Raw genomic sequence first — 18,565 nt, 5'->3', positions numbered from 1 at the left:
GACAAAGCTTGTGATCCACTTAAAGCTTTGGAGGAGACTGGATCGGACGCGATGGAATCGAGCGGTTCTCCGGCGTCGGCTGCCGCTTCGATCCTTGAGGAACGCGCACCGGCATGCGTCTATGCGGGCGAAGACGAGAGAGAAGAGGGAAGCGCCATGGGCATCTATCGGCTGGGCGACGCGGCGCCGCAGATCGGCGAAGGCGGCTGGATCGCGCCGAGCGCCGACGTGATCGGGCAGGTCGTGCTCGGCGCCGAGGTCGGTGTCTGGTTCGGCGCGGTGCTGCGCGGCGACAACGAGCCGATCACGGTGGGCGCGCGCACCAACATCCAGGAGATGGTGATGATCCACACCGATCCCGGCCACCCCGTCGCGATCGGCGAGGGCTGCACGATCGGCCACCGCGCCATCGTCCACGGCTGCAGCATCGGCGACAACACGCTGATCGGCATGGGCGCCACCATTCTCAACGGCGCGCGCATCGGGCGCGACTGCCTCATCGGCGCCGGGGCACTCGTCACCGAGGGTAAGGCGATCCCGGACGGCAGCCTCGTGGTCGGCGTGCCCGCCAAGATCGTGCGCGCGCTCGACGCCGAGGCGATCGAGGGCCTCAGGCGCTCGGCCCGCACCTATGTCGCGAACGCTCGACGCTTCGCGGCTGGTTTGCGGCCGGCCTAGTTCGACGCATTGTCCGGGCGTGAAAGCCGACACGGACTTTCACTGCTAATGCTCTAGCCCCTGTCGCGCGGCAACGATCCCGCCGCCGGGACATCCGCGATCGACAGGATCGTGCCGCCGGCGCGAAGACTCGCCGCCACGTCCGCGTCGATGCCGTCGTCGGTGATCACCTCCGCGATCTGCGAGAGCGTGGCGAAGGTGCAGAAGGCCGGCGCCTGGAACTTGGCGCTGTCGGCGAGCACGATCGTGCGCCGCGCCGAGCGGATCATCGCGCGCTTGATCGAGGCGACCTCCATCGAGGCGTCCGTCAGGATCGTGCCGGTCACGGCATAGGTGCCGGTGAAGCAGATGTCGGCATGGATCGTCTCGAAGAAGGATTCGCCGGGTTCGCCGAGCATGATGTCGGAGCCCGGCCGCACCGTGCCGCCGGTGCACACGACCCGCCAGCGCGGGACGCTCGATCCGATCCGCGCGATCTCGAGGTTGTTCGTCACCACCGTCAGCGTCAGGTCGCGCAGCGCCGCCGCCTTCACCGCCTCGATCACGGTGGAGCTGGAATCGAAGATGACGCTCTCGCCGCCCTTCAGCCGCGAGGCGGCGAGCCCCCCGATGGCGGCCTTCTGGGCATGCTGGAAATGGGCGTTGAGCGAGGGCTCGCGCTCGAACGTGGCGCGCGCGAGGGGCACGAGCAGCGCGCCGCCATGGGTGCGTTCGAGATAGCCGCCCTCCGTCAGGTGCTCGAGGTCGCGCCGGATGGTCGATTGCGAGCCGCCGATCGCGTCGGTCAGTTCCTGGATCGAGGCGGTGCCGCTGACGCGCAGATATTCGAGGATCATCGCCCGGCGCTTGGCCGGGATGATCTCGATCCGTCGCGTGGCGACCGGACCGGTGGCCGCGTTCGCCGGCTCGGCAGGGGGCTCGGCCTCGGGGTCCGGGTTGGCGTCGATGGGATGCTCCTCGCCTTGAATGGAAGCGGTCTGCCACCCCGCCGGGAAGCCTCACGCGTAACGGAGAAGAAGCGGCGCTACCAGATCGTGTAGCCGCAATCCACCACCACCACGGAGCCGGTCATGGCGCTGGAGGCGTCGACGGCGAGGAAGAGGATGGCCGAGGCGATCTCGTCGGCCCGCGCCACGCGCCGCATCGGGGTGCTGTCCATCCAGACCGGGAACAACGCGTCGTCGGTGAAGCCGCCGCGCGACATGGCGGTGTCGACATAGGTCGGCGCGATGGCGTTGACGCGCACGCCGCGATCGGCCCATTCGCCGGCGAGCGAGCGGGTCATGTGGTGCACCCCGGCCTTGGCGGCGTTGTAGTGGACCTGGCGCTGGGGCTTGTTGGAGATGAGGCCCGACATCGAGCCGATCGTGACGATCGAGCCGCGCCCGCGCGCCAGCATGGCGCGGCCAAACTCGCGGCACGACCAGTAGCAGCCGTTGAGATCGACATCGACCACCTTGTGCCAGATCTCGTCCGACATGCTTTCGCCGGGCGTATCGGGCCAGGCGATGCCGGCATTGGCGACGAGGATGTCGATCGCCCCGTGGCGCTCGTTGGCCGCGGCCGCCGCGCGGGCCACGGCGGCGGAATCGGTGACGTCGAGCGGCACGGTGTCCACCCGCCAGCCCTTGGCCTCCAGCTCGGCCCGGCCGGCTTCGAGCACGGCGGGGTCGCGGTCGGAGAGAACGACGGTCGCGCCGCATTCGAGCAGGGCCTCGGCGGCCGAGAGCCCGATGCCGCGGCCGCCGCCGGTGATGAAGGCGGCGCGGCCGGTGAGGTCGTATTTGTCCTTGTACATCAGTCGTGCTTCCGTGTGCGAAGGGGGATCGCGGCGCCGGATGCCGCGGGGCTGTGGAGGGGAACGGCGCGCCCGTCCGGACCGAAGAGATGCAGGCGGGCCGGGTCGAAGGCGAGGCGCACGGCCTCGCCGACGCCGGCCGGCGCGGTCTCGGCGGTCTTGACGGTGACGAGCCGGTTGCCGGCGATCTCGACATGGGTCAGCGTCTCGCCGCCCAGATGCTCGACCACCGTGACGCGGCCGGGAAGCGGGCCGGCGGCCGAGACGCTCACCGCCTCGGGGCGCACGCCGAGCGTCACCGCCTCGCCCTCGGCCAGCGGGGGCGCGAGCGGCAGCGGGATCGTGGTGCCGTCTTCGAGAAGCACCGCGGCGCCGCCGGCGAGGCGCAGCAGCCGCCCGGCGAGAAGGTTCATCTTCGGAGCGCCGATGAAGCCGGCGACGAAGGCGGTGGCGGGGGAGGCGTAGATCTCCATCGGCGCGCCCACCTGCTCGATGCGCCCGCCATTGACCACGACGATGCGGTCGGCGAGCGTCATCGCCTCGACCTGATCGTGGGTGACGTAGATCATCGTGGCATCGAGCTCGCGGTGCAGCCGGGCGAGTTCGATGCGCATCTGCATGCGCAGCGCCGCGTCAAGATTGGACAGGGGCTCGTCGAAGAGGAAGACCTTGGGCGAGCGCACGATGGCGCGCCCGATGGCCACGCGCTGACGCTGACCGCCCGACAGCTGGCCGGGCTTGCGCTCGAGATAGGGTTCGAGCTGGAGGATGCGGGCGGCGTCCCCCACCTTGCGCGCCCGTTCGGCCTTGCCGACCCCGGCCATGCGCAGCGCGAAGCCCATGTTGTCGGCGACGCTCATGTGAGGATAGAGCGCGTAGGACTGGAACACCATGGCAAGGCCCCGCGCGTCCGGTTCCACCTCGTTGACGCGCCGCCCGTCGATCGAAAGCTCGCCCGAGGTGATCGTCTCCAGCCCCGCGATCATGCGCAGGAGCGTGGTCTTGCCGCAGCCCGAGGGGCCGACGAGCACGATGAACTCGCGGTCGGCGATCGTCAGGTCGACGCCCTTCACGACCTCGAGCGCGCCGTAGCTCTTGCGGATGTCGGCGAGGGTGACGGTGGCCATGGCGGGATCCTATTTCACGGCGCCGAAGGTCAGGCCGCGCACGAGCTGGCGCTGCGTGAGCCAGCCGAAGACGAGGATCGGCCCGATGGCGAGAAGCGAGGCGGCCGAGAGCTTCGACCAGAACAGTCCCTGCGGACTGGAGAAGGAGGCGATGAAGGCGGTCAGCGGGGTCGCCTGCGACACCGTCAGGTTGATGCTCCAGAAGGCCTCGTTCCAGGCGAGGATGATCGAGAGCAGCGCGGTGGAGGCGATGCCGGGCGCCGTCAGCGGCAGGAGGAGATAGAGGAACTGGCGCAACGGCTTGGCGCCGTCGAGCCGCGCGGCCTCGAGGATCTCCTTCGGCACGTCGCGAAAGAAGGTGAAGAGCATCCAGACGATGATCGGCAGGTTCGACAGCATGTAGAGGAGGATCAGCCCGAGCCGGCTGTCGATGAGGCCGCCGGCCTTGTACATCAGGTAGATCGGCACGAGGACGCCGACCGCCGGCATCATCTTCGTCGACAGCATCCAGACGAGGATGTCCTTCGTGCGCTGGCCCGGAAAGAAGGCCAGCGCATAGGCCGCGGGCAGGCCGACCGCGAGGCCGAGCAGCGTCGAGCCGACCGAGACGATCACGCTGTTGAGGAAGAAGTGCGGGTAGTTCGCCCGGTCGAGCACGACCTGGAAGTTGCGCAGCGTCGGCTCGAAGAAGAGCACGGGGGGCGTCGCCACCGCCAGCGGCTCGGGCTTGAAGGCGGTGAGCGCCATCCAGAAGATCGGAAAGAACATGACGAGCGCCACGCCCCATCCGGCGAAGGCGGCGAGAAGGCGCTGGCGCAGGGGTTTTTCCATGGGTCAGCGATCCAGATTGTGGGCGATGGTGCGCACGAGGAAGAACGCCACGATGTTGGCCAGGACGATCGCCAGCACGCCGCCCGCCGAGGCGCCGCCGACGTCGTAGTCGAGGAGCGCGGTCTTGTAGATGAGGAAGGGCAGCGTCGTGGAGGCGTTGCCGGGCCCGCCCGCGGTGGTCACGAGGATCTCGGCGAAGACCGAGAGGAGGAAGATCGTCTCGATCATCACCACGATGGTGATGGAGCGGGCGAGATGCGGCAGCGTGATGAAGGCGAAGAGGCGCAGGCCCCGCGCCCCGTCCATGCGCGCCGCCTCGATCTGGTCGCGGTCGAGCGACTGGAGCGAGGTGAGAAGAATGAGCGTCGCGAAGGGGATCCACTGCCAGGCGACGATGATGCCGACCGAGAAGAGCGGCCACTGCGCGAACCAGTCGATCACCGGCAGGCCGAGGCTGCGCGAGACATAGGCGAAGAGCCCGTTCACCGGGTGCATCAGGAGGTTCTTCCAGATCAGCGCGCTCACCGTCGGCATCACGAAGAAGGGCGCGATGCAGAGAAGCCGGGCGATGCCCTGGCCGGGAAAGGACTGGTCGAGCGCCACCGCGCAGGCGAGGCCGAACACGACCGAGGCGACGAGGACGCCGCCCACCAGCAGCACCGTGTTGAGGAGCGCGTTGCCGAGATTGGGGTCGGAGAAGAGAAAGGCGTAGTTGCCCCAGCCGACGAAGCCGCCGACGGACGAGTCGAGAAGGTTGTAGCGCTGCACCGAGAACCACAGGGTCAGCACCAGCGGCACGATCGACCAGACGAGCAGCAGGCCGACGGCGGGCGCGAGCAGCGGGCGCGTCGAGACGGCGGGGCCGAGGCCGTCCTTGGGTCCGGGCGGGGGAGGGGGCATGGCGGGTGTTTTCCGGGACGGCGGTGATGGCCTCGGCAGCCTCGGCCAGGGGCCGGGGACGAAAGCCAGGGGCGATGGGGCGCGGCGGCCCGCCGAGGGCCGGCCGCCGCGCTCGGCGCTACTTCTTCGGGTAGCCGGCCTGGCTCATGGCGCGCACGGTGAGGTCCTGCGAGGCCTTCAGCGCATCGTCGACCGACTTCTGGCCGGCGATGGCGGCGGCGAATTCCTGGCCGACCGAGGTGCCGATCGACTGGAACTCGGGAATGCCGACGAAGGAGATGCCGGCATAGGGCACCTTCTCCTGCGTGGCGTCGGTCATGTCGGCGGTGTTGATCATGTCGAGCGTCAGCTTGGCGAAGGGCGCGGCCGCCGTGTACTCGGCATTGTCGTAGGTGGACTTGCGGGTGCCCGGAGGCACGGTGGCCCAGCCGGTGTCCTTGGCGACGAGCTCGATATAGTCCTTCGACGTCGCCCAGTAGATGAACGCCTTGGCGGCCTCCTGCGACTTCGACGAGGCGGGCACGGCGAGCGCCCACGACCAGAGCGAATGGTTGCCCTTCTCGAACTTGCCGACCGGGGGGTGGGTGTAGCCGACCTTGTCGATCACCGTGCTCTGCTCGGGATCGGCGAGGAAGCCGGCCGAAACGGTGGCGTCCACCCAGATGCCGCATTTGCCGCTGGCGAAGAGCGCGAGGTTCTCGTTGTAGCCGTTCGAGGAGGCGCCGGGAGGCCCGTAATTCTTCAGGAGGTCGACATAGGTCGTCAGAGCCTCCTTCCATTGCGGGCTGTCGAGCTGAGCCTTCCAGTCCATGTCGAACCAGCGCGCGCCGTAGCTGTTGGCGACGGGCGTGACCTGGCCGACATTCTCGCCCCAGCCCGGCTTGCCGCGCAGGCACACGCCGTAGACCCCGTTCGCCGGGTCGTGGATCTTGGCGCCGATCTCGCCGATATCCTTCCAGGTCGGCTGGTCGGGCATGGTGACGCCGGCCTTCTCCATCAGATCCTTGCGGTAGAAGGTCATCTGGCTTTCGGCATAGAAGGGCAGGGCGAAGAGCTTGCCGCCGCTCGACAGGCCGTCGCGCACCGACTGGAACACGTCCTGAAGGTCGTAGTCCGCCGGCACGGTGTCGAAGGCGGAAAGCCAGCCGCGCTCGCCCCACATCGGCGCCTCGAAGAGGCCGATCGTCATCACGTCGTACTGGCCGCCGCTCGTCGAGATGTCGGTGGTCAGGCGCTGGCGCAGGGTGTTCTCCTCCAAGACCACCCAGTTCAGCTTGATGTCGGGATGGGCCTCCTCGAACGTGTCGGAGAGGCGCTGCATCACCACCATGTCGTTGTTGTTGACGGTGGCGATCGTCAGCGTCGTCTCGGCCAGCGCCGGCATCGACACGGCCGCCAGGAGCCCGGTCATCAGGGTTCGCATCACTCTCATCGTTTCCTCCGGTTTGCACCGTCCGGTCGGACGGCGGTTGCGCGGATCTTGAGCGTCCGCCTTGTTCGAACGGTTGGCCGGTCTCAGGCCGACCTGCGTACGGGCATCGCCGCGCGCGACGCCGCGGCACCGAGGATGAGGAGGCAGCCGCCGGTGAAGCTGTCGCCGAGGCCGAGCGTCGTCGCCGGCTGCGCCAGATAGGGAGAGGGGCAGGAGACGAGGTGCCAGCGGCCCAGCCTCTCGCCGGGCTCGAAGGGCGAGGGGTGGAACCGCGCGCCCTCCGGCACGCCGTGCGGCATGACGGGAACGCCCGCGGCCGAGCGCGCGCTGGCAACGAGGCATCCGGTCATCAGCGCTTCGTGCTCGGTGCCGGGATCGCCGAGCGTCGCGCTGGCGGCCCAGTGATCGGCGTGGACGCAGACGCGCCCGCATTCGAGCCGTTCGCCGAGCGCGGCGAGTGCCCGCCCGAAGGCCACCGATCCGCTCCAGGGACCGGCGAGATCGTCGAACTCCGACAGGCTCATGCCGATCGAACTGACGGCGCCGCGGGCCGCCGCCAGCACCGTGTCGCGCGAAGTTGGATCGGCGAAGCCGCTCATCTCCAGATGGACGGTTCGAAGGCCCGCCGCCTGCCAGCGGCGCGTCAGGGCGAAGATCCGTGCGGTCTCGCCGCCGAGCTCGGCCGGCGGGACGCCGTTGAAGCCGGCCACCAGTCCGGCGCCGGCGGTGGCCGCCGCGCGCTCGCTCAGCGCCTCGAACGCCTCGTCCCGGTCGAGGCCGGGATCGCCGAAGCGCACGATGATGCGCGAGGAGCGCGCCGGCACGACCGGGCCGACCGGGACGCCCGCCGTGTATTCGAAGATGAAGATGTCGGGCCGGCGCTCGCCATGGGGTATGACCCCATCGGCGCGCACGGCCTCGCCGGCTTCCGCCAGGAGCAGGCGCGGCGGCAGATGCGCCAGCATGTGAGCGCTGCGGTCCTCGAGATTGACCAGCGCGGCGGCGCCGAGCGTCGCGAGCACCCAGCCGGCCTGTGGCCCGACGCCGCCGAGCGCGGTGCGCGGCGCCAGTCGCTCGGTGAGCCAGGCCGGTCCCTCCGGCCAGTCGACCCGGACCTCGCCGCCGACGCCGCTCGCGGCGCGCTCGAGAAGCAGCCGCGCCAGCGCCGCGGCTTCGGGAGGTTCCTGCGCTTCGAGAAGGGGCCCGATCGAGCTCATGTCGAGCCGGGCATCGATGCAGGCGCTCATGCCGCACAGCGTCACGGGAGCCGTCCGGGCGAGATCCGGCAACCGCCCGGCCAGCGCTTCGTAGCGGAGTTTCATGTCGGGAAGCAGGGGCTGCGAGGACATGGTGGTCTTCCGAGACGAGGCCTCAATGCGTCTCATGTGTTTGCAAGATGATCCAAGCGTCAATCAAAAACGTTCATCGTCCTGCAACATGGCGTGGTGCGTCGCACTCTGCGCGCCTTATGGAAAACCCATGCAGTAAAGTGCTTTGAGGCGGAACGGTACGGATTGCGCGCATTCGCATCGTCGGCCATCTCCGCAACCCGTTCGAGATAATGTGCCTATCTTTTGGAATATTTTGGAATTATAGGGTTCGGGCCGCAGCGCCTCGTCGGGTCGCCGCCGGATGGGAAAGGGCAGGACCGTCGGCCGTCGCCGCGCCGCCCCGTCCCGCAACCGCCAGGGAGAGATGCCGTGTTGAGGCTGGACCAGAAACTCGCCAACATCCGGTCGGGGCGCTACACGCGCTCGGACTTCATCATCGCCGACGCCAAGGACAGCGACATGGGGTCGGGCGTCAGCGGCACCGGCTTCCTGCGCGGCGCCGACGGGCGCCCCGGCCGCCGCCGGACCCGCGACGAGTTCATCGAGGCCATCGAGGCCGTGGTGAAACAGGACATCGTCGACATCATGCTGCTGTCGGCCTCCAACCTCGACCTCCTGCACGAGCGCGGCACCTTCAAGGGAAGCGCGGTCAAGCCCGCCATCCGCGCCAACGAGACGACGGACTGCTGGGGCGGCGTGCGCCACAATCGCTATGTCCAGACGATGTCGCTGCCCTTCCGCACCGCCTATCTGCCCCAGGTCATGTACGGCACCGAGACGCCGCAGCCGGGCGCCCCGATCACCGGCACCGATCTCGGCCTCTACTCCGTCACCTTCAACAACGATCTCGACGCCGACGTGCGCTCGCTCGAGGCCTTCGCCGACTTCCGGCGCGACGCGGCGGCCAACGGCTTCAAGTATTTCTACGAGGTGTTCAATCCGAACGTGCCGACCGATCTCGCACCCGAAGCCCTCGGCGAGTTCATGAACGACTGCATCCTGCGCTCGCTCGCCGGCGTCTCGAAGGCCAACCGGCCGGAATTCCTCAAGATCGTCTACAACGGCCCGAAGGCGCTGGAGGAACTGGCCGGCTTCGACTCGACGCTCGTCGTCGGCGTGCTCGGCGGCGGCGTCGGCACCACCCGCGATACGTTCGAACTGGTGGCGCAGGCCGAACGCTATGGCGCCCGCGTCGCGCTGTTCGGACGCAAGATCAACCTCGCCGAGGATCCGCTGGCGATGGTCTCGCTCATGCGCCAGGTCGCCGACGGCGCGGTGACGCCGGAAGAGGGCGTGCGCGCCTATCACGGCGAGCTGCAGAAGGGCGGTTTCGTGCCGACCCGCTCGCTTGACGAGGACCGTGCGATCACCGAGGCGCCGCTGAAGTCGGCGGGGATGCTCAAGGCCGCCTGACGACATTTCGCCCGACATCGGACCCGAACGCCCGGCGACGCGTTGCGTGCGCCGGGCGTTCGGGCTGGGATCGGCGCGTTGCATCCCGTGTGGTCGATGATGACGGGGAACAGGCAAAGCTCATGCGGAGCCGGAAGCGGGCAAGCCGGCTCGGCCGCGAGCGTATGATTCTGCACGCCGGGTCGACCGGATGCACGCGTTCAGCTGCCCGCAGCGATAGGCCGGACTTGCTGCCGGACGTGAACCCGACGGGCGGCCGATGCGCTCCGGTACGCGACAGTCGCCAACGGGACTGATGGTCGGCGAACGCCGCATCGTTGCCTTGCAACGGATATTTTCCCGCGCCGCTTGAAAACACTCTCGATTTTAAAGGGCTTGCATATAACCTGAAGTTATTAGCATGGCTTGCGTGGCATTCTCGACGAAACCGCCTCATCAGCCGGATCACGCAAAGGTCGGGTTTTTTTTGGAACGCGCTCGCTTCCCTTCGTCTGATGCGTTCGGGACCGGTCGCATCGTGCGCCACGATGTCGACGAGACCCTCAGCAGTCTTCGGCGCCATCTCGGCATGGACGTCGCCTTCGTCTCCAACGTCGTCGGCGAGCCGTGGATTGCCGGGCCTGTCGATGCCGGGTCGCCTGTCGCACTCGTTCAAACCGGCGACGGCGTCCTTCTCGACGATGACGATCCTGTGCGTGTTCCCGACAGAACGCTGCCGCAGGCGGGCCGCGACACCACCGGGGTCACCGAGGCTGTCGCCCTTCCTTCCATGTCGGAGGGGGTGGTCGGATCGCGTCTCAGCGTGCCCCTCGTCCTGTCGGACGGCAGCCTCTACGGAACGTTCTGTTACGTTGGACACCGGCAAGACGGGTCTGTGGCGAACCGCGATCTGGATACGCTGCGGGTGGTCGCGGACCTGATGATCCGCCATGTCGAGGCCGAGGATGCCGAGCGGCGCCTGCTTCTGTCGAAGACCGCGCGCATCCGCGCGGTGCTCGACGCCGGCGGTCCCGACATCCTGTTCCAGCCGGTCGTGCTGCTGGCGGACGGGCGGGTCGCGGGCGTCGAGGCGCTCGCACGGTTCGCCGCCGAGCCGAAACGCACGCCCGACCTCTGGTTCGCCGAAGCCGCGGAGATCGGCCTCGGCGTCGAGCTCGAGCTTGCAGCGCTGCAAAATGCGATCGCGCTCTGGAAGCCGATCTGGCAGCATCATCGTCTGCAACTCGGCCTCAACTGCTCGGCGCAGACCGTGGTCTCGGGTGCCTTGGACGATCTCTTCGACGACGATTTCGCCGACCGCATCGTTCTCGAACTCACCGAGCACGAACTCGTCGAGGATTACGGCGAGCTGGAACGGGCACTGGCGCCGCTGCGCGCGCGCGGCGTCAAGGTGGCGATCGACGATGTCGGCTCGGGCTATGCGAGCATGCGCCATATCCTCTTCACCAAGCCCGACATCATCAAGCTCGACATCAGCCTGACGCATGACATCGACACCGATCTCATGCGCCGTTCGCTCGCGGCGGCCATCGTGCAGTTCGCGGAGGGCTTCGCCGGGCGCGTCGTGGCGGAAGGCGTCGAGCGCGGGGGCGAACTCGAGACGCTGCGCCGGCTCGGCGTCCAGGCCGCGCAGGGCTATCACATCGCGCGGCCGCTCAGTGTCGCCGAGTTCCGCCGCTTCCTCGCCAGTCGCTGAGCCGCGCCCCTTCGGCTTCCCCGCGGGGGGTGGGGGGCTCGCCTCGCCCGGCGCGATCGGCCATGATCGGCATAGCGTCCATCCGGGGAGGTTCTCGATGTCGACACCCGCACCCGGCGCCGCCGCGCATCCGTCGGCGCCCGCGCCTCCGCAGGACGCGCTTCTCGACTGGATCCTGCGCGAGGCGATGGCGGGCTGCGAGCTGACGGCCCTCATGGCGGGGATCGGCGAGGCGCTGGTGCGCGAGGGCCTCGCGTTGGCCCGCCTGTCGCTCGCCATGCCCGCCGTCGATCCGACCATCCGCTCGCAATCGGTGGTCTGGCGACGCGGACAGGCGGCGCGGATCGAGACGACCGATCACGGCGAGAGTGCGATCGCCCTCTTCGAACGATCGCCGGTTTTTCATCTCCTGGAGACCGGCCTCAAGGAGAGCCGCTGGGTGCTCGCCGACCGCGAGGGGGTGGATAATTTCGCGCTCCTGGCCGATCTCGCGGCGCAAGGGTGCACCGACTACCGGCTGACGCTGCTCGGCTTTCCCGCGGGAACCGCGATCAGTGGCGCGGCGGTCTCGGTGGCGAGCGACGCGGCGGGCGGCTTCGCACCGCAGGAGCTCGCGCGCATCGACGCGCTGCTGCCGGCGCTGGGCCTTGCAGCCTATGCGATCGCCGTCGTGCGCTCGGCGTCGGAAGCGCTGCGGATCTATGTCGGGGCGCGGCCGGCCGAGCGCATTTTGGCAGGCGAGATCCTGCGCGGCACCGGCCACCCGATCCGGGCGGCGATCCTCCTCGCGGACCTTCGCGCCTTCACCGCCCTGAACGAAGCCCATCCCGCCGAGAGCATCATCGGCTGGCTGAACGAGCATTTCGAGGTGCTGGGCGAGGCCGTCGCGGCGGAGGGCGGCGAAATCCTGAAGTTCATGGGCGACAGCGTGCTGGCGATCTTCCCGGTGGAGGAAGGGGTCGGGGATGCGGACGGCCCCGCTGCGGCCGCTGCGCTTCGCGCCGCCGAGCGCGCGCTCGCCGGCACCGCGGCGCTGAACGGGCGGCGCGGCGATCTCGGCCATCCCGCGATCGCCGTCGACATCGTCCTGCATCTCGGCGAGGTCTATTACGGCAATGTCGGCGCGGCGCGGCGGCTCGACTTCACCGTGATCGGCTCGGCGGTGAACGAGGCGGCGCGGATCGAGGCCCTGTGCGACCGGCTCGGCCGGTCGCTGCTTCTCTCGGAGCGCTTCGTCGGCGCCTGCGAGGGCCGGTTCGAGGCGCTCGGGGAGCATCCGCTGCGCGGCGTGTCACGGCCGCACCGGATCTTCGGCCTGGCGCTCCCGTAGGGCTCGGCCGTCAGCGCGCGTTGCGACGCGCGAGATGGGCTTCCCAGGCGAAAGCATGCTCGACGATGCGCTCGAGATCGTCGTGGACCGGCTCCCAGCCGAGCGTGCCGCGGGCGAGCGAGGCGTCGGCGACGATGGCGGAGGCATCGCCCGCCCGCCGTCCGGCGACCCGCACGTCGAAATCGTGACCGACGACCTTGCGCACGGTATCCAACACTTCGAGCACCGAATAGCCGTGGCCATAGCCGCAATTGGCGATCAGCGAGGCCCCGCCCTCGCGCAGGTAGCGCAGGGCTTGGCGATGCGCGGCCGCGAGATCGGAGACGTGGATGTAGTCGCGCACGCAGGTGCCGTCGGCCGTGTCGTAGTCGGTGCCGTAGACTTCGAGGAAAGGCCGCTTGCCGAGCGCCGTCTCGCTGGCGACCTTGATCAGGTGCGTCGCGCCCTTCGTCGACTGGCCGGTGCGGCCCTTCGGGTCGGCGCCCGCGACATTGAAGTAGCGCAGCACCGCGAAGGTCAGCGGATGGGCCGCCGCCGTGTCGCACAGCATCAGCTCCGTCATCCACTTCGAAGTGCCGTAGGGCGATTCCGGCGCGGGGGTCTGCGTCTCGTCCACCGGCATCTGTCGCGGCGAGCCGTAGACGGCGGCGGTCGAGGAGAAGATGAAGTGCTTCACGCCGGTGCGCACGGCCGACTCGATCAGCGCCCGCGAGGCGACGGTGTTGTTGAGATAGTAGCCGAGCGGGTCGGCGACGGATTCCGGCACCACGATCGATCCCGCGAAATGGATGATCTCGTGGACGCCGTGCTCTTGGATGATGCGCTCGACGAGCGGCTGGTCGGAGATTTCGCCGACCACCAGCTTGGCCTCCGGCGCCACGGCCCAGTCGAAGCCGGTCGACAGTCGGTCGAGGACGACGACCTCCTCGCCCGCGTCGAGGAGATCCCACACCATGTGGCTGCCGATATAGCCTGCGCCGCCCGTCACCAGAACCGTCATCGCCTGTCCTTCCTCGCCGCCGTTCACCGGCGGATCGGGCGACGCTCGCCCGGGGATCTCCGGCCGAGTCTTATGCAGGATGCCGCAATGCGGCAAGGCGGACGACGAGGGTCCCGTCGCCCGCCCTGCGGTCGTCCAGCTGGATGCGAGGCCGCCTACTTCTCGCGGAAGGCGCGAGAGAAGGAGTCCTCGAGGGGCTTCAGCAGATACTCGAAGAAGGTTCGGTCACCCGTGCGGATGTAGGTTTCGACGGGCATGCCGGGATAGATCTGGGCCCGGTCGATCGAGGCGGGCAGGGCATCGGTGATGCGAAGCCGGGCGAGGTAGTAGGGCTGGTCGGTGCGCTGGTCCATCAGCCGGTCGGGCGACACGTAGGTCACGGTCGCGTCGACCGTTGGCGTCAGGCGGTTGAGGGCGGTGAAGCGCAACTCGGCCGCCTGGTTCATGTGGACGGAATCGATGTCCTGCGGCGTCAGCCGCGTCTCGACGATGAGGCTTTCGCTCGTCGGCAGGATCTCGGCGAGCGACTGGCCGGAGGAGACCACGGATCCCGGCGCGTTGTAGTTCAGCTTGACCACCACGCCGTCGCTCGGCGCGCGAACTTCGCTGCGGGCCAGCACCTCCTGCGCGGCGGCGAGCTGCTCGTCGATGTCGGAGATCTTGGTGCGAACGTCGTTGAGCTCGGCCGCGGCCTCCTCGACACGGCGGCTTTCGAGCCGGGCGACCTGTTCGGCCTTTTCGGCGATCTGCGTGCGCGAAGAGAGGATGCCGGCGCTGAGCTGGCCGATCTGGCCGGTCAGCTGCGACTGCGACAGGAGGAAGTCGGTGTAGTCGCGCCGGTTGGCGAGGCCCTTGTCGAGCAGCGACTTGCGGCGCCCGAGCTCGTCGGTGACCACCGCGATCTGGTTCTCGGCGGCGGCCTTCTGGTCGGACGTGCCGGTGATCTGCTCGTTGAGCGAGGCGATCTGCTGGCCGAGGATAGCGAGCTCGCGGCGGTGGCCCTCGAGCTTGGTGGTGAACTCCTTGCGCTGCTCCTCCAGGATGCTGGCGAAGACCGGATCCTCGGCACGGCTCAGAAGCGAGGCCGAGAAGGCCAGCGCGCCGTTGCCGTCGCGTTCGGCCTCGAGGCGGGCTGCGCGGGACTGGAGCGCGAAGAGCTGGTTGGACAGGCGGTTGCGCAGCGCCGTCGCGGCGGTGGGGTCGAAGTCGAACAGCGTCTGGCCCGCCTTCACGGCGTCGCCTTCCTTGACGTGGATGGCGCGGATGATGCCGCCTTCGAGATGCTGGATCTGCAGGTTGCGGCCCGAGGCGGCGACGTAGCCGTGCGAGATCGACGCGCCGGCGAGCGGAACCGTGCCGGCCCAGATGCCGAAGCCACCGACGAAGGCGAGGCTGGCGATCATGCCGATGAGGGTGATCTTCGAGGAGCTGGTCTGGACCGTGTCGGCCCAGTGCCGGCGCGGACCCTTGCGCACGACGGTCGCCGGCATGCCGACGGCGGTGGAGGCGTTGATCGGTGTCAGTGTGGTCGAGCTCATCCGATGGCCCCCTGCGGTTCGATCTGGGCTGTGGCGCCGAACTTGCCCTGCACGACGGCGCCGTCGGCGGGACGCGCGGCTGCTGCGGCGGCGGCCGCGGCCTGCCGGGCATCGTCCTCGGCCTTCTTGCGAGCGGCCTGGCGGCCGTAGACCTCGGACTTGCTGCCGAAATCCTCGATCATGCCGTCACGCAGGATCATGATCGAATCCGCGAACTCGGCGACGTTGCGGCGCTGCGTGACGATCACCACCGTCACCTGCTGCGACTTGGCGAGGAGCAGCGCGCTTTCGAGCGCCATGTCGCCTTCAGAGTCGAGATGGGCGTTGGGCTCGTCGAGGACGAGAAGGCGCGGCGAGCCGTAAAAGGCACGGGCGAGACCCACGCGCTGGCGCTGGCCGCCCGAGAGCTGGTGGCCGGCGGGGCCGAGCTGCGTGTCGTAGCCCTTGGGCAGGCGCTGGATCAGTTCGTGGACCTGCGCCTTGCGGGCGGCCTCGACGATCTCGGCGTCGCTCGCCTGCGGATCGAAGCGGGCGATGTTCTGCGCCACCGTGCCGGGGAGGAGCTCGACGTCCTGCGACAGGTAGCCGATGCGCCGTCCCAACTGCTCGGGATCCCAGTTGCGGATATCGGCGCCGTCGACGCGGATCGAGCCGGCGCGGATCGGTACGGCGCCGACCACGGTGCGCACCAGCGTCGACTTGCCCGCGCCCGAGGGTCCGATGAGCGCCATGCAGGTGCCGGCCTTTACATAGGCCGAGATCTTCTTGATCAGCGGATCGCCGTTGGGATTGTGCGGCGGCATGACCACGAGCTGGTGGAAGGACAGGGTCCCGACGGGATCGGGCAGCTCGGTCGCCTTCGGGCGGTCGGCGACGAAGGCGAGGGCGCGCTGCAAGCGCTCCCAGGACTTGCGCGTCTCGACGAAGCCCTTCCAGCCGCCGATCACCTGGTCGATCGGCTGCAGGCCGCGACCGGAGATGAGCGAGGAGGCGAAGATCATGCCGCCGGTCATCTCGCGCTGGAGCACGAGATAGCCGCCGACGCCGAGAATGGCGATCTGGAGGCCCATGCGCAGCGTCTTCGAGATGCCGGAGAACCAGGAATTGATGCGGTTCATGCGGTCCTGCGCCGCCAGCGAGCGCGCTTCCGACGCGCCCCAGGCGTCGATCGCATTCTCCATCATGCCCATGGCGCGGATGCTCTCGGCATTGCGCACGAAGGACTGGGCCGACAGCATCGCGGTCACCGTATGCTCGCTCGCCTCCTGCGCCACGCGGTTGCTGGCCCACTGGTTGAGCAGGGCGAGGATGGTGAGGACGATGGCGCCGACCAGCGTCAGGGCGAAGAGCACCGGGTGGATGAACCAGAGGATGGCGATGAAGAGCGGCGCGAAGGGCAGGTCGAGATAGGCGAAGATGGCGCGGTTGCCGACGAAGCCGCGCACCGTCTGCAGGTCGCGCAGCGGCTGCACGTCGCCGATCGAGGCGCGCTGGCCGAGCATGGCGGCGATCAGCGTGTCGTTGCCGGCCTCCACCTCCATGCGCGAGGCGATGCGCCCGGCGATGATGTTGCGCACCGCGTCGAGAATACCGAGGAGGAGCAGAGCCGCGCCGGCGAGCAGCGAGACGTAGAGCAGCGTGTCGAGCGAGCCCGAGGAGAGCACGCGGTCGTACACCTGCAGCATGTAGACGGGCTGGACGAGGAGCAGCAGGTTCACCACGAAGGTGAAGACCATCAAGCTGAGGACCCCGCTCCAGACGACGTTCCGAACCCGCTCTATCGCATTCATTCCAGCCACCCGTCTTCGCCAGGCGAGACACCCGACATCGTATCTGTTCTTAGAATGCAGAGCGTCAGCGCACCCTTAAGGGCACCCTATCGAAGCCAATCATGGTTTCTCCGTGCCTAAAAAGCGCGGCGACACTCTAAATTTGCAGCCGGACGTCCGATGATGGACAACCGCAAGCAGAATTGCCAGTCAGAGATGCGCTTCCGCTAGGGAAAGCCCCCGCCGGACCAGCTCCGCCGCCTCGATTTCGCCGGGCGCCTCGGCATAGCAGCGCAACTCCGGCGCGTTGCCGGAGGCCCGGAAATGCACGACGTCGCCGCCCGCCAGCGTCACCCGCACACCGTCGAGCGCGTCCACTGCCATAGGGGCGCCGAGCGGCAGGAGGAAGGTGCGACGGAAAGCCTCGTCGCCGGCCAGACTCGCCAGGAACGCGGCCGAGCGCTCCGCCGGCACGTTCTGCAGGCGATGCGAGGCGGAGGCGCGGATGCCGAGCCCGGCGACGAGCGCGGAAATGCTGATCCCCGCCCGCCGCGCGGCCGCCGCGACGCAGAGCAGCGGCAGCAGCGCGTCGCGCGTCGCCAGCGCCGGCAGCGTGCGCCCGTCGATGATGGCGTCGGTGCCCTGGATGAAGCCGCCATTGGCCTCGAACCCCGCAACGCCCAGCGCACCGCTCTCGATCGCGGCCTCGATGCCGGCGATCACGAAGGGCGAGCCGACGCGGGTGCGGCGGACCTCGCCGACGAGCCCGCTCGTCTCGATCGCCGAGGAGGAGGTGACCGGCGTCACCAGCGTGTCGACGCCGAGAAACGCGCTGGCAAGAAGGCCGATTACATCGCCGCGCACGATCTCGCCGCGCTCGTCGGCCAGCAGCGGACGGTCGGCGTCGCCATCGGCCGAGAAGACGGCGTCGAATCCGTCCGACGCCTGCTTGCGCAGCAGCGCGCGGTCCTCGTCGCGATAGGCTTCGGTGTCGACGGGCACGAAAGAGCGGGACCGGGCGAAGGGCAGGGCGGTGCCGCCGAGCGCCTCGACGACCTCGGCGAGGAGATCGCGCGCCACGGTGCTGTGTTCGTAGATGCCGATCCGCAGGCCCGCCAGCGCCTCGTCGCCGAAGGCCGAGACGTAACGCTCGCGGTAGCGGGCAAGGGCCGCGCCATTGGCGTTGGCGGGATCGAGCGGCGGGACGTCGGCCGCGATCGGCGCATCCGCGACTAGGTCCAGCGCCGCGAGGATCGCGGCCTCGTCCGCCTTGGTGATCTCACCGCCGGGGGCATAGAATTTAAGGCCGTTGCGGTCTTCGGGAATGTGGCTGCCGGTGACCATCACCGCCGCGACGCCTTCGCGCAGCGACTCAAGCGCCAAAGCCGGGGTCGGCAGGGCGCCGCAGTCGGTGGACTCGAAACCCGCCTCGCGCGCGGCGGCCAGCACTTGCGCGGCGATGGCCGGACTGCTGGCGCGAAGATCGCGGCCGACGAGAAGCCGGGCCGGCGCGCCGCGTTCGCGCATCACCGCGAGGAAGGCCACCGTGTAGCTTCGGCTGGGCGCTCCCTCGAGATCCCCGACCAGACCGCGAAGGCCACTCGTCCCGAACTTCAGGCTCGTCATGGCCACCGATCCCCCTGCAGGCCCGATCGGCCGCGTGGCGAGAGCGATAGCGCGCGCCGCCAGCGCGCGGAAGGGCCCGGCGGCATCAAGCGTTCG

Annotated in this window: 15 protein-coding genes; 4 read left to right on the top strand and 11 right to left on the bottom strand. The window is 69.0% G+C overall.

Annotated features, from left to right (window positions below):
- The first annotated feature begins 156 nt into the window (after nucleotides 1–156).
- Nucleotides 157–678: a gamma carbonic anhydrase family protein gene (locus AUL33_RS16020; protein WP_062210322.1), complete on the top strand. Its 522-nt coding sequence runs from the start codon at nucleotides 157–159 to the stop codon at nucleotides 676–678.
- 53 nt (nucleotides 679–731) lie between these two features.
- Here the strand turns inward: AUL33_RS16020 and AUL33_RS16015 are convergent, their stop codons facing one another.
- The 7 genes from AUL33_RS16015 to AUL33_RS15985 form a co-directional block, all read right to left on the bottom strand.
- The gene (locus tag AUL33_RS16015; protein ID WP_062210319.1) at nucleotides 732–1,514 is read right to left on the bottom strand and encodes a DeoR/GlpR family DNA-binding transcription regulator; all 783 of its coding nucleotides are present in this window, start codon (nucleotides 1,512–1,514) and stop codon (nucleotides 732–734) included.
- Between the two features lie 188 nt (nucleotides 1,515–1,702).
- The gene (locus AUL33_RS16010) at nucleotides 1,703–2,476 is read right to left on the bottom strand and encodes an SDR family NAD(P)-dependent oxidoreductase (RefSeq protein ID WP_062210316.1); all 774 of its coding nucleotides are present in this window, start codon (nucleotides 2,474–2,476) and stop codon (nucleotides 1,703–1,705) included.
- Complete coding sequence (locus AUL33_RS16005) at nucleotides 2,476–3,603, bottom strand: ABC transporter ATP-binding protein (protein ID WP_062210314.1); 1,128 nt, start codon at nucleotides 3,601–3,603, stop codon at nucleotides 2,476–2,478. Before AUL33_RS16005 ends, AUL33_RS16010 begins: the two co-directional genes overlap by 1 nt.
- A gap of 9 nt (nucleotides 3,604–3,612) precedes the next feature.
- Nucleotides 3,613–4,434 (bottom strand): carbohydrate ABC transporter permease, encoded by an 822-nt coding sequence (locus tag AUL33_RS16000; RefSeq protein WP_062210311.1) that lies wholly within the window; start codon nucleotides 4,432–4,434, stop codon nucleotides 3,613–3,615.
- A gap of 3 nt (nucleotides 4,435–4,437) precedes the next feature.
- The gene (locus AUL33_RS15995) at nucleotides 4,438–5,334 is read right to left on the bottom strand and encodes a carbohydrate ABC transporter permease (protein WP_062210308.1); all 897 of its coding nucleotides are present in this window, start codon (nucleotides 5,332–5,334) and stop codon (nucleotides 4,438–4,440) included.
- 118 nt (nucleotides 5,335–5,452) lie between these two features.
- Entirely contained in the window at nucleotides 5,453–6,757 is a 1,305-nt protein-coding gene (locus AUL33_RS15990) for a sugar ABC transporter substrate-binding protein (RefSeq protein WP_244492283.1), read from the bottom strand.
- 92 nt (nucleotides 6,758–6,849) lie between these two features.
- Nucleotides 6,850–8,115, bottom strand: coding sequence for an ADP-dependent glucokinase/phosphofructokinase (locus AUL33_RS15985; protein WP_192843204.1), 1,266 nt, complete (start codon nucleotides 8,113–8,115; stop codon nucleotides 6,850–6,852).
- Between the two features lie 351 nt (nucleotides 8,116–8,466).
- Between AUL33_RS15985 and AUL33_RS15980 the strand changes: the two genes are divergently transcribed.
- The 3 genes from AUL33_RS15980 to AUL33_RS15970 all read left to right on the top strand — a co-directional run bounded on the left by AUL33_RS15980 (nucleotide 8,467) and on the right by AUL33_RS15970 (nucleotide 12,536).
- On the top strand, nucleotides 8,467–9,510 hold the full coding sequence (locus AUL33_RS15980) for a hypothetical protein (protein ID WP_062210302.1): 1,044 nt from the start codon (nucleotides 8,467–8,469) through the stop codon (nucleotides 9,508–9,510).
- Between the two features lie 517 nt (nucleotides 9,511–10,027).
- On the top strand, nucleotides 10,028–11,206 hold the full coding sequence (locus tag AUL33_RS15975) for an EAL domain-containing protein (RefSeq protein ID WP_192843203.1): 1,179 nt from the start codon (nucleotides 10,028–10,030) through the stop codon (nucleotides 11,204–11,206).
- Between the two features lie 97 nt (nucleotides 11,207–11,303).
- Complete coding sequence (locus tag AUL33_RS15970) at nucleotides 11,304–12,536, top strand: adenylate/guanylate cyclase domain-containing protein (protein ID WP_062210296.1); 1,233 nt, start codon at nucleotides 11,304–11,306, stop codon at nucleotides 12,534–12,536.
- Nucleotides 12,537–12,546: 10 nt separating this feature from the next.
- Here AUL33_RS15970 and galE read toward each other — a convergent pair whose 3' ends face one another.
- The 4 genes from galE to AUL33_RS15950 all read right to left on the bottom strand — a co-directional run bounded on the left by galE (nucleotide 12,547) and on the right by AUL33_RS15950 (nucleotide 18,469).
- The gene (galE, locus tag AUL33_RS15965; RefSeq protein WP_062210558.1) at nucleotides 12,547–13,536 is read right to left on the bottom strand and encodes a UDP-glucose 4-epimerase GalE; all 990 of its coding nucleotides are present in this window, start codon (nucleotides 13,534–13,536) and stop codon (nucleotides 12,547–12,549) included.
- 155 nt (nucleotides 13,537–13,691) lie between these two features.
- Entirely contained in the window at nucleotides 13,692–15,074 is a 1,383-nt protein-coding gene (locus AUL33_RS15960; protein ID WP_062210293.1) for an HlyD family type I secretion periplasmic adaptor subunit, read from the bottom strand.
- A complete protein-coding gene (locus tag AUL33_RS15955; protein WP_192843202.1) occupies nucleotides 15,071–16,813 on the bottom strand; it encodes a type I secretion system permease/ATPase in 1,743 nt (580 codons plus the stop codon). Before AUL33_RS15955 ends, AUL33_RS15960 begins: the two co-directional genes overlap by 4 nt.
- 240 nt (nucleotides 16,814–17,053) lie before the next feature.
- Nucleotides 17,054–18,469 (bottom strand): phosphomannomutase, encoded by a 1,416-nt coding sequence (locus AUL33_RS15950; RefSeq protein WP_062210287.1) that lies wholly within the window; start codon nucleotides 18,467–18,469, stop codon nucleotides 17,054–17,056.
- Nucleotides 18,470–18,565 lie beyond the last annotated feature (96 nt).

This window comes from Aureimonas sp. AU12 (genome assembly GCF_001463705.1).
Taxonomy (GTDB): domain Bacteria; phylum Pseudomonadota; class Alphaproteobacteria; order Rhizobiales; family Rhizobiaceae; genus Aureimonas.
The sequence above is the reverse complement of the archived record's forward strand: the minus strand, read 5'-3'. Positions and strand labels throughout refer to the sequence as shown.

What these genes read in the sequence shown, in the direction of transcription:
- AUL33_RS16020 (WP_062210322.1), top strand. Translation starts at nt 157, where the DNA reads ATGGGCATCTATCGGCTGGGCGACGCGGCGCCGCAGATCGGCGAAGGC.
- AUL33_RS16015 (WP_062210319.1), bottom strand. Translation starts at nt 1,514, where the DNA reads ATGATCCTCGAATATCTGCGCGTCAGCGGCACCGCCTCGATCCAGGAA.
- AUL33_RS16010 (WP_062210316.1), bottom strand. Translation starts at nt 2,476, where the DNA reads ATGTACAAGGACAAATACGACCTCACCGGCCGCGCCGCCTTCATCACC.
- AUL33_RS16005 (WP_062210314.1), bottom strand. Translation starts at nt 3,603, where the DNA reads ATGGCCACCGTCACCCTCGCCGACATCCGCAAGAGCTACGGCGCGCTC.
- AUL33_RS16000 (WP_062210311.1), bottom strand. Translation starts at nt 4,434, where the DNA reads ATGGAAAAACCCCTGCGCCAGCGCCTTCTCGCCGCCTTCGCCGGATGG.
- AUL33_RS15995 (WP_062210308.1), bottom strand. Translation starts at nt 5,334, where the DNA reads ATGCCCCCTCCCCCGCCCGGACCCAAGGACGGCCTCGGCCCCGCCGTC.
- AUL33_RS15990 (WP_244492283.1), bottom strand. Translation starts at nt 6,757, where the DNA reads ATGCGAACCCTGATGACCGGGCTCCTGGCGGCCGTGTCGATGCCGGCG.
- AUL33_RS15985 (WP_192843204.1), bottom strand. Translation starts at nt 8,115, where the DNA reads ATGTCCTCGCAGCCCCTGCTTCCCGACATGAAACTCCGCTACGAAGCG.
- AUL33_RS15970 (WP_062210296.1), top strand. Translation starts at nt 11,304, where the DNA reads ATGTCGACACCCGCACCCGGCGCCGCCGCGCATCCGTCGGCGCCCGCG.
- galE (WP_062210558.1), bottom strand. Translation starts at nt 13,536, where the DNA reads ATGACGGTTCTGGTGACGGGCGGCGCAGGCTATATCGGCAGCCACATG.
- AUL33_RS15960 (WP_062210293.1), bottom strand. Translation starts at nt 15,074, where the DNA reads ATGAGCTCGACCACACTGACACCGATCAACGCCTCCACCGCCGTCGGC.
- AUL33_RS15950 (WP_062210287.1), bottom strand. Translation starts at nt 18,469, where the DNA reads ATGACGAGCCTGAAGTTCGGGACGAGTGGCCTTCGCGGTCTGGTCGGG.